This is a genomic window from Microbacterium natoriense (assembly GCF_030816295.1).
In the GTDB taxonomy this organism is placed as follows: Bacteria; Actinomycetota; Actinomycetes; order Actinomycetales; family Microbacteriaceae; genus Microbacterium; species Microbacterium natoriense_A.
In genome coordinates, this window is the sequence record NZ_JAUSXV010000001.1 from 2,836,991 (window position 1) to 2,850,367 (window position 13,377).

Here is a 13,377-nt window from a genome sequence, read left to right on the forward strand (position 1 = left end):
CGCGCCTCAGAGGAGCTCGAGGTTGTTCTTCAGCTCCAGCGGCGTGACCTGACCGCGATAGGCCTCCCACTCCATGCGCTTGTTGCGCAGGACGTAGTTGAAGACCGACTCGCCCAGCGTCTCGGCGACGAGCTCGGAGTTCTCCATGTACTCCAGCGCGTGATCGAGGCTTGCGGGAAGTGCCGAGTACCCGAGCGCGCGGCGCTCGGCGTCGGTCATCTGCCACACGTTGTCCTCGGACTCGGGCGGCAGCTCGTAGCCTTCTTCGATGCCCTTCAGGCCCGCGGCCAGCATGAGAGCGTATGCCAGGTACGGGTTCACAGCAGAGTCGAGGGCGCGGTACTCGACACGAGTCGAACCGCCCTTATTGGGCTTGTACATGGGCACGCGCACGAGAGCCGAACGGTTGTTGTGACCCCACGTGACGAAGCTGGGCGCCTCGTCGCCGCCCCACAGGCGCTTGTACGAGTTCACGAACTGGTTGGTCACCGCCGCGATCTCGTTGGCGTGCTTGAGCAGGCCGGCGATGAAGTGACGTCCGGTCTTGGAGAGCTGATACTTCGCGCCCTCCTCGTAGAACGCGTTGCGCTCACCCTCGAACAGCGACATGTGGGTGTGCATGCCGCTGCCGGGGTGTCCGCTGAGCGGCTTCGGCATGAACGTCGCGTAGACGCCCTGCTCGATCGCCACTTCCTTGATCACGGTGCGGAAGGTCATGACGTTGTCGGCCATCGTCAGCGCGTCGGCGTAGCGAAGGTCGATCTCGTTCTGGCCGGGGCCGCCTTCGTGGTGGCTGAACTCGACCGAGATGCCGAGGTCCTCCAGCATCCGCACCGAGCGCCGGCGGAAGTCGTGCGCCGTGCCGCCGGGGACGTTGTCGAAGTATCCGGCGGAGTCGACCGGAACCGGTCCTTCCGGACCGAACGACGAGGACTTGAGCAGATAGAACTCGATCTCGGGATGCGTGTAGAACGTGAAGCCCGCGTCGGCTGCCTTGGCCAGGGTGCGCTTGAGCACGTGCCGCGGGTCGGAGACCGCAGGGCGCCCGTCGGGCGTCGTGATGTCGCAGAACATGCGCGCGGTCGGGTCGATCTCACCGCGCCACGGCAGGATCTGGAAGGTCGTGGGATCGGGCTGCGCCAACAGGTCGGACTCGTAGCTGCGGGTCAGTCCCTCGATGGCCGATCCGTCGAAGCCGATGCCCTCGGCGAATGCGCCTTCGACCTCGGCAGGCGCGATGGCCACCGATTTGAGGGTTCCGATCACATCGGTGAACCAGAGGCGGACGAACTTGACGCCCCGCTCCTCGATCGTGCGGAGCACGAAATCCCGCTGCTTGTCCATTGCTACTCTGCGTCCTGGCTCTTGGCGGCGTCTTCGGCCGCATCCTCGTCCGCCCACGCGCGGGCGCGTTCCCGCAGCAGCGCCGGCGCGTTCGCCGCCTCCGCCTCGGTGTCGAAGGGCCCTACGCGGTCAACCGACGGCGAGATCATGCCGAACTCGACCTGTCCGGTGGCCAGGTTGTACCAGTACTTCTCATCGCCAGTCGACATCAGCGCTCCTTCTTCCCGTGATGTCATCGATCCTACTGGCGCTGACGCCTGTCGCTAAGCTAGCGACCATGGCAAAAGCGATCGGCGTCGACATCGGCGGCACGGGTATCAAGGCAGGAATCGTCGACCTCGAGCACGGGACCATGGCGTCCGACCGCGTTCGCGTCCCCACTCCTGAGGGCGCATCGCCCCAGGACGTGCTGACAGCCGTCCAGACGGTGCTTCGCACGCTCGACGTGCACGAGTCCACTCTTCCCCTCGGTGTCGCCTTCCCCGCGATCGTCAAGCGGGGCAAGACGCTCTCTGCGGCCAATGTCTCCAAGGAATGGCTCGACTTCGACGCCGAGCGCTTCTTCCGCGACGGCTTGGGCCGCAACATCGTCTTCGTCAACGATGCAGACGCCGCGGGCGTCGCCGAGGCGCGCCACGGAGCGGCCCGCGACGTCATCGGGCTCACCCTGCTCACCACGCTCGGCACCGGCATCGGATCCGCCCTTCTCTACGACGGCGTGCTCGTCCCCAACTCCGAACTCGGACATCTGAACTTCCGCGAGTTCGACTCGGTGGAGAAGTGGGCCGCGACCTCTGCCCGCGAGCGCGAGGGCCTCAGCTGGGAGGCATGGGCCGAGCGCCTCCAGGCCTTCTACTCGCACATCGAGTTCCTCTTCAGCCCGGATCTGTTCGTCGTCGGCGGCGGCGTGTCGAAGAACGCGGGCGACTTCCTTCCGCTGCTCGAACTGAAGACTCCGATCGTCCCCGCGATCCATCGCAACAACTCGGGGATCATCGGCGCGGCATCCCTCGCCGGCGACTGAGCCGCAGGCATCCGAAACCTCTCGGGCCCCGTGTTCCTCCGGGAACGCGGGGCCTTCGCCATACCGGCTCTGCTACTGCTTGGCTACGAACAGGTCGGCGGGATCCACTGCCAGCACCAGCACGTCGCCGGGCTGGAGAACCCACTCCAGGCCGCTGTACTCCATGAACGATTGCGGCTCCAGACAGAATCGGTCGCCGATCGCGATCTCACCGTCGCCGTCTGCGACCGTGTACGACATGATGCGTCCGGCAGAGTCCCTCGCGACGGTCCCGTCGGCGGTGTCTCTGGATCCGCGATCCACCAATTCGGGGCCGATCCAGAACACCCGATGCCCATCGTCGCCGTTGCCGTACAAGAACCCCAGCCCCGACCGCTCGATGCATCCGCTGCTGTCGGGAACCTTGGCGCCCCTTCGCAGAAGAAGACGATCCCCCGGCCCGATCGTCTCCGGGGCGACGCCGTTGAGAGACGCCAGCCGGTCGACGCCGAACCTCTGCTCGATCGCGCTGATGATGTCGCCGTACGTGACCACGTAACCGACGAGTGCGTCGTCGTAGAAGACGGCTTCTCCCTCAGCACCGTCGATGGAGCCGGTGTCGACAGGCTCCGACTCCGCAGCAAGCGCGGGGTCGACGCTCGGTTCCGGCGACGGTTGAACCGCCGCTGGCGTCTCGGTGGGCTTCGGCTCCGGGGCCGTGCATCCGGTGAGCACGACGGCGACGAGGGCAGCGAGAAGTGCCGACCCGACCACTGCGCGATACGACATTGACGAACGCTACCGCGCGTGCGGCGATGAATCCAGTAGGGGGGGTGCGAATGGGCCGACCTGTACGCCGGGTTCTGTTCCGGGGTTCTTCGCCCCTTCGACGGCCATCTCTCTCGGCGACACGTTGCCGTGGCACTCTAGCGGTCTACCCGAGGACTCGGCGAGCCGCGTCAACATCCTCTGTCTGACCTTGCTCCGGACGAGGTTTACCTGGCGGACCGTGTCACCACGGCCCCCGGTGGTCTCTTACACCACCCTTTCACCCTTACCCCTTGCGGGGCGGTCTGCTCTCTGTGGCACTTTCTCGCGGATTGCTCCGGGTGGGCGTTACCCACCGTCCTGCCCTGAGGAGCCCGGACGTTCCTCGGTGCGGTTGCCCGCCACGCGACCGTCCAGTCGACCCATTCGCCCGTCCAGTCTACCGGGGGGCCAGCCGCAGGTGTTCGGCGCGCACGACGCTCACTTCTCCGCCGACTCCGCGATGCGCAGATCCAGCGGCACATCGATCGGGAACGAGCCGAACAGCCGTCGGGTCGCCACGGCCGCAGCTTCTCGCACCGCGTCGGCCGCAGCATCCGCTTGCTCCAGCGGAACATGCAGGATCACCTCGTCATGCAGGAAGAAAGCGAGGTGCGGATGCCGGGAGAACGTCGCGGATGCCGGTGCCGGAACCGCAGACTCGGGAAACTGCCGCAGCCGATGCCTGATCTCGGCGAGCCAGATCAGTGACCATTCGGCTGCGGTCCCCTGCACGACGAAGTTGCGCGTGAACCGCCCCCAGTCGCGCGCTCGCCGGCGGGCGACCGCCACGTCCGCCGGATCGGCGTCTGCACCCGTCGCGCCCGCCTGCATGCGTGACCATTCCTCGGACGGCCTCGGAGACGACCGGCCCAGCCAGGTGGAGACCACTCCCCCGTCCTCACCGAACCTGGCCGCCTTGTCGACGAGCGCCATCGCGCGGGGATACACCTTCCGCAGCCGCGGTACGAGTCGCCCGCTGTCACCCGTGGTGGCACCGTACATGGCACCGAGCACCGCGTACTTCGCCTCTTCACGCGTGGCGACCGCGCCGGACTCGACGACCCCCGCATAGAGGTCGGCCCCCTGGGCCGCGCGCGCCATCGCGCGATCCCCCGCCATCGCGGCGAGCATCCGCGGCTCCAGTTGCGCGACGTCGGCGACGACCAGCGTCCAGCCCGGATCAGCCCGCACCGCCGTACGCAGGTTCCGAGGAAGCTGCAGGGCACCACCGCCTGCCGAGGCCCATCGGCCCGTGACGACTCCACCCGGTATGTAGACGGGCCGGAACCTGCCGTCATGGACCCACTCCGTCAGCCATGCCCACCCGTTCGCGCTGAGCAGACGCGAGAGCTTCTTGTACGCGAGGAGGGGCTCGACCACCGCGTGGCTGTGCTCTGACAATTCCCACTTGCTCGTGGACTCGACCTGCACGCCCACGCGGTGCAGGGCCCGCAGCAGCTTCGGCTGGCTCTCGAGGTTCACGGAGGCGTCGCCGAGGATCGAGCGCACCCGCTCGGCCTGGGCGGCCATCCGGCTCGGGAGACCACCGGCGACCGGGCGAGTTCCGAGGATCTCGGTGAGGATCTGGTCGTGAACGGCTTCGTTCCAGGGCAGCCCTGCGGCCCGCATCTCCTCCGCGATCAAGCCGCCCGCGGACTCCGCCGCGCACAGGAGGGCCAGACGTCCATCTTTACTGTCTGCGATCACTCGTCGCTGCTCGCGGTACTGCGCGAGCATCTCCGCGACAGGATCATCGGGGGCCCGTTCCTCGGCGACGTCGAAGAGCGCAGGCGCCTCCGCGGCCGGCTCGCGACGTACCCACCATTCCGACGGCGCCAGAGGCCTGGCGACCTTGTCGGTGTCACGGAGGATCGCGTGGCAGAGAAGCAGATCGTGCGCGCGACCGATGAGCACTCCGGCGTCGAGCAGCGCGGGGTACACGTCACGGGCGCTGCGGATCACCCAGCGAGGCGCCGCTTCGCGCTCGCGGGCCGCGACGAAAGTGGCCAGTTCGCTCGCGGAGAGGGCGCGCCGAGCGACCTCGCCGCCGTCGTCGTCGAGATCGACCGCGAGGTAGCCGGACCTGCCGACCGCGATCAGCGCGATGCGGCTCTCGGCGCTATGTCGCGAGGTCACCGCTGTCGTGAGCGGGGCATGCTCATGACAGCCCGGACTCCTCGGTGCGCACGAGGATGCATCCGCACTCGGGGCACGAGACGACGGCGTCTTCGGGAGCACGACGGATGTCGTTGAGGTCGGTGCCCGGAAGCATCATGTTGCAGCCCTCGCAGGTGCCGCGGGTGAGGAGCGCTGCGCCGGCGCTGTTGCCCGCACGACGGGTGTACTCGGCGAGCAGCGCTGCGGGGAGCGCTTCGGTCACGGCAGCACGATCGCGCGCGAGCTGAGCACCGAGCTCGGTGGCCGCGGCGACGTCGGCCTTCGCCTGAGTCGTGAGCGTCGAGCCCTCGGCGGTCGTAGCCTCGAGCAGCACCTGCTGCGCGGCCACGGCGGCTTCTGCCTCCTCGAGGCGCCCCATCACGTCGAGCTCGGCGTCCTCGAGGTCGCTCTGACGCCTGGCGAGACTGTCGAGCTCGTGCTCGAGCGCCTGCGCTTCCTTCGAGTTGGTCGCGGTCGCCAGACGCTCGGCGTCGCGCGCTCGCCGCTGCTCGACGAGCTTCACGTCGGACTCCAGACGCGAGAGCTCGATGCGGACATCGTCCCGGGTTCCGGTGAGGGCGGTGAGCTCACGCAGCTGGTCCTGGCGGACAGCGACGAGCTCGGTGATGCGGGGGCCCTGCACGGGCTTGGTGCGTGCACGCTCCGCCTGGAGGATGCGCCGATCGAGATCGGCGACGTCGAGCAGGATGCGCTGGTGTTCCGGGGAGGCGTTCACACTGTCAAATCTAGCCGGTGCGGGATGCCGAGCATCACTGCACCTCGCCATCCAGATAGAGCCAGCGACGGTCTTCGCGCACGAAGCGACTGCGCTCGCGCAGCGAACCCCGGGTGCCGTCCTGATGCCAGAACGCCTCGAACTCGACCACGCCTTCGTCATCGAACGGGCCACCCGCGACCCGGTCGACGATCGCGAGCCGGCGCCAGTGCAGGCCGGGCTCGAACTCGATCGAGCGCGGCCGGGTGGACGGATGCCATGAGACATGCAGGTAGCGAGCGTCTTCGATCGCGAACGCGGTGTACCGCGATCGCATGAGACGCTCGGCCGTCGGCGCCGCTGCACCGCGGTGCAGCGGCCCGCAGCATCCGCCGTAGACGTCACCGGATCCGCACGGACAGCGGGAGTCCTCATCAGGAATGCGGTCACCCGCCGTCGCGTTCTCCCCTGCCGTCATGGCTCCAGCGTACGCTGACGGCATGACAGCACTTCCCCGGTTCACCGCCCACAACGGCTTCTCCCTGCCCGCCGTCGGATTCGGAACGTACGCGCTCTGGGGCGACGAGGGAGCGGATGCCGTCGCTGCCGCGATCGGCGCCGGATACCGCCTGATCGACTCGGCGTTCAACTACGAGAACGAGGGCTCCGTCGGCCGCGGAATCGCCGCGTCAGGGGTCGATCGCAGCGAGATCGTCGTGACGAGCAAGCTCCCGGGCCGGCACCACAGCTCGTCGAAGGCCCGCACCAGCATCGAGGAGAGCCGATCACGGCTCGGCGTCGATGCGATCGACCTGCATCTGATCCACTGGCCGAATCCCTCTCAGGGAGAGTACGTGCAGGCATGGGAAGCGCTCGTCGACGCGCAGCAGCGCGGGGTGGTGCGTCACATCGGGGTCTCCAACTTCCTCCCCGAGCATCTGGAGCGCATCGAGAGCGAGACCGGTGTCCGTCCGGTCGTGAACCAGATCGAAGTGCACCCGTACTTCCCGCAGAGCGAGCAGCTGGCGTATCACCGTGAGCGGGGCATCATCACCGAGGCGTGGAGTCCGATCGGAAGGGCGGCCGCCCTGCTCTCGGAGCCGGTGATCGCCCAGGTCGCGGCCGCGCACGGGATCACCCCTGCCCAGACGGTGCTCGCCTGGCACGTCGCGCGCGAGACCGTGGCGATCCCGAAAGCGTCTTCGGCGGAGCACCAGGCCGCGAACCTCGCCGCGGGTGCCGTCGTGCTCGACGCGGCCGAGGTGGATGCCATCACCGCACTCGGGCGGGCGGACGGACGGCTGTTCGACGCCGATCCGGCGACGCACGAGGAGTCCTGAGATCGACCGGATCACGGTCGCCGGAATCAGGGTCACTCCACGCACGGCACGGGCGTACTTCGGGTTCCAGGCGCTCGCCGGGGCGCTCTGGTGGATCGGCGTCTTCACGACTGATGCGGTGCGGCTCGCGACGCTCGGCGACCTTCCGGCAGGAGTGATCGCGATCGGCGACATCCCGCTGTTCGTGCTCGCCTCGGCTCTAGTGGCCTGGGGCATCCGTCAGGCGGTGTGGATCGCCGTCCCCTGGACGGTGCTGGTCGCGGCGGGGATGGCCGTGTACTCGACGGTCACGACTCTGGCCGGCTGGGGTGCGCTGCTCATGGCGCTCTCCGCGATGGGCAGCGTGGCCGCGGGCATCGTGATCGTCTGCGGTCGCGCACCGGTCGAGTGGATCGTCAGAGGTCCCTTCGCGTTCCGGACCGCCCGCAACGAGGGGCGCGCGCGCCTCGCCGCGCGGACCGTACGCCAGATGCTGCTGTTCTGGGTGCTGTTCCTGGGCGTGCTGCCGGTCGGCATCGCCGCTGTCGAGGCGAGATGGATGCTGCGCATGGACGTCCCGGTGCCCGTGCGGGTCGCGGGCGGACTGCTGTTCGTCGCGGCATCCGCTCTCGGAATCCGCTCTGCCGTGTCGGTACTCGTCGTCGGCGAGGGAACGCCGCTTCCGTCGCACATGGCCCGCCGCCTCGTGATAACCGGGCCTTATCGGTACGTGCGCAACCCGATGGCGGTGGCCGGTATCGCCCAGGGCGTCGCCGTCGGCCTGGCACTCGGTTCCTGGCTGGTCGTCGCCTATGCGCTGTGTGGTTCGCTGATCTGGAACACGCTCGTGAGGCCCCAGGAGGAGGCCGATCTCGAGAGCCGCTTCGGCGCCGAGTTCGACGAGTACCGCCGTCGCGTGCCGTGCTGGGTACCGCGGCTCACCCGCCGCGCGTGAGGACGCCAGGCCATACAATCGATCAGCTCATGACGTTGAGGATCATGGCGAATCGAAGCGAGAAGAGACACCTGTGAGCACAACTCAGGCCGGCTGGTACGACGACGGCACCGGAACCCAGCGCTGGTGGGACGGACAGAACTGGACCGAGAACGTGCAGCCTGCCGCCGCTCCCGAACCCGGAATCGGCGGGTTCATCGAACGCGCGCAGGCGGAAGCCGTCGCCGGTGCGCAGCCGCGCCCGGCCGCGCAGGGCATGAGCTACGTGGTGCTGCAGGTCGTGCTCAAGGAGAAGTTCTTCGGCTCCGGGTCGGGCAACCTCACCGAGCTCGAGTACGCGATCAACACCCAGGCGGCCCTCGGCTACCGGTTGCACACGATCACCACGTCGTCGTCGGGCAGCACCGGCTTCGGCGGCGGCGACCGCATCCAGGCCACGCTGGTCTTCGAGAAGCTCTGAGATCAGGCTGAGCCGACCCGCTGCGTCCCCAGGACTCGGAGCAGATCGAGCTTTCCGGCGGCCTCGCTGCCCGGCGCCGCCGTGAGCACGATCAGCGCGCACGACTCGTCAGGCGTGATCAGCGCCTGACAGTCGACCTCGATCTCGCCGAGCTCGGGGTGCACGAGGACCTTGTGATCCTCGAACCGTCGACGAACCTCGTGGTCCTCCCAGTAGCCGACGAACTCCGGGCTGGCCGCGCGCAGCGCCTTCTCGATGTCGGCGGCCCGCGAGGTGAGGCCCCAGGCGCCGAGGGCGGCGCGAAGGGATGCCGTCAACGTGCGCCCCTGGCGCTCATGATCGCGGAACCGGGTAGCGTGCGCGTTCCGTCTCGGGATGCGCGAACCAGCGGTAGATTCCGCTGCGTTCCATGCCCGCGCGACCCGTCGCATCGCCGATGAGAGCGCGGGACGCGTCATTCTGCACGAGCACCTCGTCGATCGCCGAGACCACGAAAGCCGGTGTGTCGTGCAGCCGGTCGAGCACGCGCAGCAGCGACGGCGGCAGGTAGTCGGTGAAGGCCGCACGGTCGGGTGCGCTGTGTCCCGAGATCCGATAGAGATAGTCGCGCTCATCGGGGGTGAGGCGCAGCGCTCTGGCGAGGGCGGCGAGCATCTGCACGCTCGGCTGTGGGCCACGGCGCTGCTCGAGTCGTGCGTAGTAGTCGGTCGACATCGCCGCCAGCATGGCGACCTCTTCTCGTCGGAGCCCTGACGTCCGGCGTCTGGGACCGGCGCTGAGCCCCACGTCGGCGGGCTTCAGCTCCTGCCGTCGTCGGAGCAGGAAGTCGGCGAGTGCATCACGATCCATCCTCGAAGTATCCCTCCACTCCGGCGTCGCATCCAGGGACCGCCAGTCCGTGGATGACCGCTCTCTGCCGCGCGCCGATCATCCGTCACACGCTGGTTGCATGAACATCAGCGGAAACACCATCTTCATCCCCGGCGCGACGAGCGGCATCGGGCTCGCCCTGGCTCGAGCGCTCAACGCACGAGGCAACACCGTGATCATCGGCGGCCGACGAACCGACCTCCTCGAGAGCATCGCCCGGGAGACCCCGAGTCTGCGCACGGTCCAGGTGGACACGACGGATGCCGACAGCATCCGCGCGGCCGCCGCGACGGTCCTCGCCGAGCACCCCGAACTGAACGTGCTCATCACGATGGCAGGCATCATGCGAGTCGAGGACTGGACCACACCCGCCGGCTTCCTCGACACCGCCGAGGCCACCGTCACGACGAACCTGCTCGGCCCGATCCGGCTGATCGCCGCGTTCATCGAGCATCTGCGCTCGATGAACGCGGCCACCATCATGACGGTGTCGTCGGGTCTCGCCTTCGCGCCGCTGCGCGTCACGCCCACGTACAACGCCACGAAGGCCGCGATCCACATGCTGAGCGAATCGCTGCGGCTCCAGTTCGACGGGTCGTCCGTGAGCGTCGTCGAGCTCGAGCCGCCGGCGGTGCGCACCGCGCTCATGCCAGGGCAGGAGGAGAGCGAGTTCGCGATGCCGCTCGACGACTTCATCTCCGAGGTGATGGCGTTGATCGAGACGCAGCCGGAGGCCACCGAGATCCAGGTCGAGAATGTGAAGTTCCTCCGGTACGGCGAAGCCCGTGGCGACTACCCCCAGGTGGTTGCGACGCTGAACCGGCTCGACCCGCACGGTCACTGAGTTCACACCGACGCGGCGACCGCGTCCTGCACGGTTTCGTGCTCGAAGTGGAACCCGGACCTGCTGAGGGCGGCGGGGCGCACGTCGGCGTCGGCGAGCAGCAGCGAATCCGCCGCGTCGCCGAGCGCCAGACGCAGCGCCCAGCTCGGAGCAGGCAGCCAGAACGGCCGGTGCATGCGCTCGGCCAGAGCGCGACCGGTGTCGTTCGCAGTGGCCGGCGTGGGGCCGGTGAGGTTCACCGGCCCCACGAGCTTCTCGTCGATGACGTGACGAATCGCCCGCACCTCGTCATCGAGAGAGATCCACGGCCACAGCTGGGTCCCGGGGCCCAGCGGCCCCGACACCCCGAAGCGCGTGAGTTGGATCAGCGGTTTCAGCACCCCGCGTCGGTGGATCACGGGCGCCGTGCGCAGCAGCGCCACACGGGCGTCATCTTCTGCGCGTCGGGCCTCGTCCTCCCAGGCCACGCAGAGCCGCGCGAGGAACGTGCTTCCAGCCGGTGACGTCTCGTCGAGCACCGCGCCGGGCGCCGATCCGTATATGCCGACGGCAGACGCCGACAGCAGCGCCGGTGCATCCGCTCCCAATGCCCGCACCGCTGTCGTGAGGGTCTTGGTGGTCTGCAGGCGCGACTGCACGAGCTCACGGCGATATCCGCGGGTCCAGGGCAGCCGCCCGACGCTCGCGCCGCCGAGGGCGACGACGGCCTCCGCTCCCGCGAGCACATCGGGGTCGAGCGGCCTCTCCCCCGGCATCCATTGCTGTTCCTGCGAGTTCCGCGCCGATCGACGCACGAGCGTCGTCACCTCGATGCCGTCGGCTTGCAGGGATGCGTTCAGTGCAGTGCCGATCAGGCCTGACGCCCCGCTGATGATCACCTTCATCGCAGCTCACCCACCGCGGCCTCGAGAGCGTCGGCCGATCGCCGGAGCAGAGCGAGTTCGGCGTCGGAGAACGGCGTGTTCCGAACCGGAACGGCTCCTGCCGCGCTCACGATCGACGGGACCGACAGGGCGATGCCGTGGATGCCGTGGAAGTCGTGCAACACGGTGCTCACGGGCATGACCGCATGCTCGTCGCGCAGGATCGCCTCAACGATGCGGGCACTCGACAGACCGATCGCGTAATTCGTGGCGCCCTTTCCCTGGATGACCTTGTAGGCGGCGTCGCGCACGTCGACCGCGATCGACCCGAGCTCGTCGAGAGTGAAGGGCGGATGCTGCGGGGTCGACCAGTCGAGGATCGGCACGGTGCCGATCGAGGCGTGCGACCACAGCGGGAACTCCGTGTCGCCGTGCTCGCCGACGATGTAGGCGTGCACGCTGCTCGTCGACACGCCGGCGCGTTGTGCGAGCTGCCATCGCAGTCGCGAGGTGTCGAGAACGGTCCCGGAGGAGAAGATGCGCTCGGGCGGAAGCCCGGTCGCCTCTTGCGCGATCACGGTGAGCACGTCGCACGGGTTCGTCACGATGACGAACACGGCGTTCGGCGCCGCCTCGAGCAGCTGCGGCAGCATCGTGCGGATGATCCGGGCGTTCACGTCGGCGAGCTCCATGCGCGTCTGACCCGGCTTCTGCTTCGCGCCGGCGGTGATCACGACGACGTGCGAGCCCCGCACCACCGACAGGTCGCTGCCACCGGTGATGTCGCTCGAGCCCGTGAACTGCGTGCCGTGCGCGAGGTCGAGCACCTCGGCATCGACCTTCTCGGTCGCGATGTCGTACAGGGCGACGTGACGTGCAGAACCTCGGATGAGGGCTGCGTAGGCGACACTCGAACCCACGCTCCCCGCGCCGACGACCGTGAGTTTCGAGTTCTCGATGATTGCCATGCGGCCAGTCTCGCAGGGCTGGCGTATCGCACTCCAGCAATGGCGACCGGAAGAATGCAAAACCGGCCGGCGGTACTCAGACCTCAGGTGCTCCGGCCGAGTGCGGAAGCGAGACCTTCGTGCGCGCAGCACCTCCGGCTCCGGTCCCGCCCACCACGCACGCGACCGCACCGATGATGAGGCCCAGCAGCACTCCTTGGCTCGGCATCTGGCCGAGCAGCAGCCATCCGAAGAGTGCGGCGACAGAGGGGATCAGCGCGAAGAGCAGCGAAACCCGGGCCGCCCCGCTCCGACGGACAGCCGCCATGTACACCGTGGTGCCGACCGCGGCGCTGAACACGATCATCGCCCCCATGCTCACGAGCGCGCGCGGCAGGTCGCCGAGGTCGGGTGGTGAGACGGCGGCCCAGATGATCATGGGAATGGCCGACACGAACTGGCCGACGGCGCTGGCGGGCAGCGGATCCACGTCCGCGAGAAATCGCTGCTGATATACGCCACCCGCAGACATCCCGAGTAGAGCGAGCAGCGTCAGGACGAGGGCTGCGTCGATGCCGGTGGCAGAGACCCTTCCCGCGAATGCGACACCGATCGCAGCAAGCCCGAGCGCGAGACCGACGATGCCTCGTCTGGTCGGGCGCTCGCCCAGCCACGACGCCGCGAGCACGGCCGTCACGAGCGGGTTCATCGCGATCACGAGCGCTGTCAGCGTCGGCGGGACGCCGAGCCTCATCCCTTCGTACGCGCACCCGAACTGCACGGCCTGAGTGAGAACGCCGACGACGACGACGTGCCCCCATTCACGGCCCCTCGGCCAGCGTCGGCGCCCGAGGGCGGCGACGCCCGCGAGAAGGAGGGCGGCCAGCACGAACCGGATGCTCAGCACCCAAGGCGCCGACAGTTCTCCCAGCGCCATCGCGCCGAGCGGGTACCCGAGCCCGTATAGCAGGACGATGAGAATCACGTGACTCGTGCGGAGGTTCATGTCTTCGATGCTCGTCGTGCCGACCGGCCGCCGTCCAACAACGATTAGCAATCGCGATCGATAGACAAAAGAGATCGGAATAGA

16 protein-coding genes and 1 other RNA gene are annotated in these 13,377 nt (G+C 68.3%); 5 read left to right on the plus strand and 12 right to left on the minus strand.

Translation table 11 applies throughout. The features are described from left to right. Positions 1–6: 6 nt before the first annotated feature. Both glnA and QFZ53_RS13270 read right to left on the minus strand, forming a co-directional pair. The gene (gene glnA, locus QFZ53_RS13265; RefSeq protein ID WP_292909777.1) at positions 7–1,344 is read right to left on the minus strand and encodes a type I glutamate--ammonia ligase; all 1,338 of its coding nucleotides are present in this window, start codon (positions 1,342–1,344) and stop codon (positions 7–9) included. A gap of 2 nt (positions 1,345–1,346) precedes the next feature. Next, positions 1,347–1,553, minus strand: a complete 207-nt coding sequence (locus QFZ53_RS13270) for an SPOR domain-containing protein (RefSeq protein ID WP_307297131.1) — start codon at positions 1,551–1,553, stop codon at positions 1,347–1,349. A 68-nt stretch (positions 1,554–1,621) separates the two neighbouring features. On the opposite strand from QFZ53_RS13270, the gene ppgK reads away from it, so the two are divergent. Further along, positions 1,622–2,368, plus strand: a complete 747-nt coding sequence (gene ppgK / locus QFZ53_RS13275) for a polyphosphate--glucose phosphotransferase (RefSeq protein ID WP_307297133.1) — start codon at positions 1,622–1,624, stop codon at positions 2,366–2,368. 72 nt (positions 2,369–2,440) lie between these two features. Here ppgK and QFZ53_RS13280 read toward each other — a convergent pair whose 3' ends face one another. The 5 genes from QFZ53_RS13280 to QFZ53_RS13300 form a co-directional block, all read right to left on the minus strand. Next, entirely contained in the window at positions 2,441–3,136 is a 696-nt protein-coding gene (locus QFZ53_RS13280) for a LysM peptidoglycan-binding domain-containing protein (protein WP_307297136.1), read from the minus strand. 47 nt (positions 3,137–3,183) lie between these two features. Beyond that, an RNA gene (gene rnpB / locus QFZ53_RS13285) (RNase P RNA component class A) lies at positions 3,184–3,540 on the minus strand. Positions 3,541–3,595: 55 nt separating this feature from the next. After that, complete coding sequence (locus tag QFZ53_RS13290) at positions 3,596–5,293, minus strand: bifunctional 3'-5' exonuclease/DNA polymerase (RefSeq protein WP_307297138.1); 1,698 nt, start codon at positions 5,291–5,293, stop codon at positions 3,596–3,598. A 22-nt stretch (positions 5,294–5,315) separates the two neighbouring features. Further along, positions 5,316–6,050: a zinc ribbon domain-containing protein gene (locus QFZ53_RS13295; RefSeq protein ID WP_307297140.1), complete on the minus strand. Its 735-nt coding sequence runs from the start codon at positions 6,048–6,050 to the stop codon at positions 5,316–5,318. A gap of 34 nt (positions 6,051–6,084) precedes the next feature. After that, complete coding sequence (locus QFZ53_RS13300; protein WP_307297142.1) at positions 6,085–6,507, minus strand: YchJ family protein; 423 nt, start codon at positions 6,505–6,507, stop codon at positions 6,085–6,087. A 22-nt stretch (positions 6,508–6,529) separates the two neighbouring features. On the opposite strand from QFZ53_RS13300, the gene QFZ53_RS13305 reads away from it, so the two are divergent. From QFZ53_RS13305 to QFZ53_RS13315, 3 genes are all read left to right on the plus strand, one after another. Continuing rightward, complete coding sequence (locus tag QFZ53_RS13305; protein WP_307297144.1) at positions 6,530–7,369, plus strand: aldo/keto reductase; 840 nt, start codon at positions 6,530–6,532, stop codon at positions 7,367–7,369. After that, a complete protein-coding gene (locus tag QFZ53_RS13310; protein ID WP_307297146.1) occupies positions 7,296–8,303 on the plus strand; it encodes a methyltransferase family protein in 1,008 nt (335 codons plus the stop codon). Before QFZ53_RS13305 ends, QFZ53_RS13310 begins: the two co-directional genes overlap by 74 nt. A gap of 73 nt (positions 8,304–8,376) precedes the next feature. Then, complete coding sequence (locus QFZ53_RS13315) at positions 8,377–8,763, plus strand: DUF2510 domain-containing protein (protein WP_292909759.1); 387 nt, start codon at positions 8,377–8,379, stop codon at positions 8,761–8,763. A 2-nt stretch (positions 8,764–8,765) separates the two neighbouring features. Here the strand turns inward: QFZ53_RS13315 and QFZ53_RS19895 are convergent, their stop codons facing one another. Both QFZ53_RS19895 and QFZ53_RS19900 read right to left on the minus strand, forming a co-directional pair. Then, entirely contained in the window at positions 8,766–9,080 is a 315-nt protein-coding gene (locus tag QFZ53_RS19895; RefSeq protein ID WP_444916291.1) for an MmyB family transcriptional regulator, read from the minus strand. Positions 9,081–9,096: 16 nt separating this feature from the next. Then, positions 9,097–9,612 carry an MmyB family transcriptional regulator gene (locus QFZ53_RS19900; protein WP_444916292.1) on the minus strand — a complete coding sequence of 172 codons (516 nt, stop codon included), beginning with the start codon at positions 9,610–9,612 and terminating at the stop codon, positions 9,097–9,099. Positions 9,613–9,712: 100 nt separating this feature from the next. Between QFZ53_RS19900 and QFZ53_RS13325 the strand changes: the two genes are divergently transcribed. Then, positions 9,713–10,477, plus strand: a complete 765-nt coding sequence (locus tag QFZ53_RS13325) for an SDR family oxidoreductase (RefSeq protein ID WP_307297149.1) — start codon at positions 9,713–9,715, stop codon at positions 10,475–10,477. Between the two features lie 2 nt (positions 10,478–10,479). Here the strand turns inward: QFZ53_RS13325 and QFZ53_RS13330 are convergent, their stop codons facing one another. The 3 genes from QFZ53_RS13330 to QFZ53_RS13340 form a co-directional block, all read right to left on the minus strand. After that, positions 10,480–11,361 carry a TIGR01777 family oxidoreductase gene (locus tag QFZ53_RS13330; protein ID WP_307297152.1) on the minus strand — a complete coding sequence of 294 codons (882 nt, stop codon included), beginning with the start codon at positions 11,359–11,361 and terminating at the stop codon, positions 10,480–10,482. Beyond that, positions 11,358–12,308, minus strand: a complete 951-nt coding sequence (locus QFZ53_RS13335) for an L-lactate dehydrogenase (protein WP_307297154.1) — start codon at positions 12,306–12,308, stop codon at positions 11,358–11,360. Before QFZ53_RS13335 ends, QFZ53_RS13330 begins: the two co-directional genes overlap by 4 nt. A 76-nt stretch (positions 12,309–12,384) precedes the next feature. Next, positions 12,385–13,293, minus strand: a complete 909-nt coding sequence (locus tag QFZ53_RS13340) for a DMT family transporter (RefSeq protein WP_307297155.1) — start codon at positions 13,291–13,293, stop codon at positions 12,385–12,387. Between the last annotated feature and the right edge of the window lie 84 nt (positions 13,294–13,377).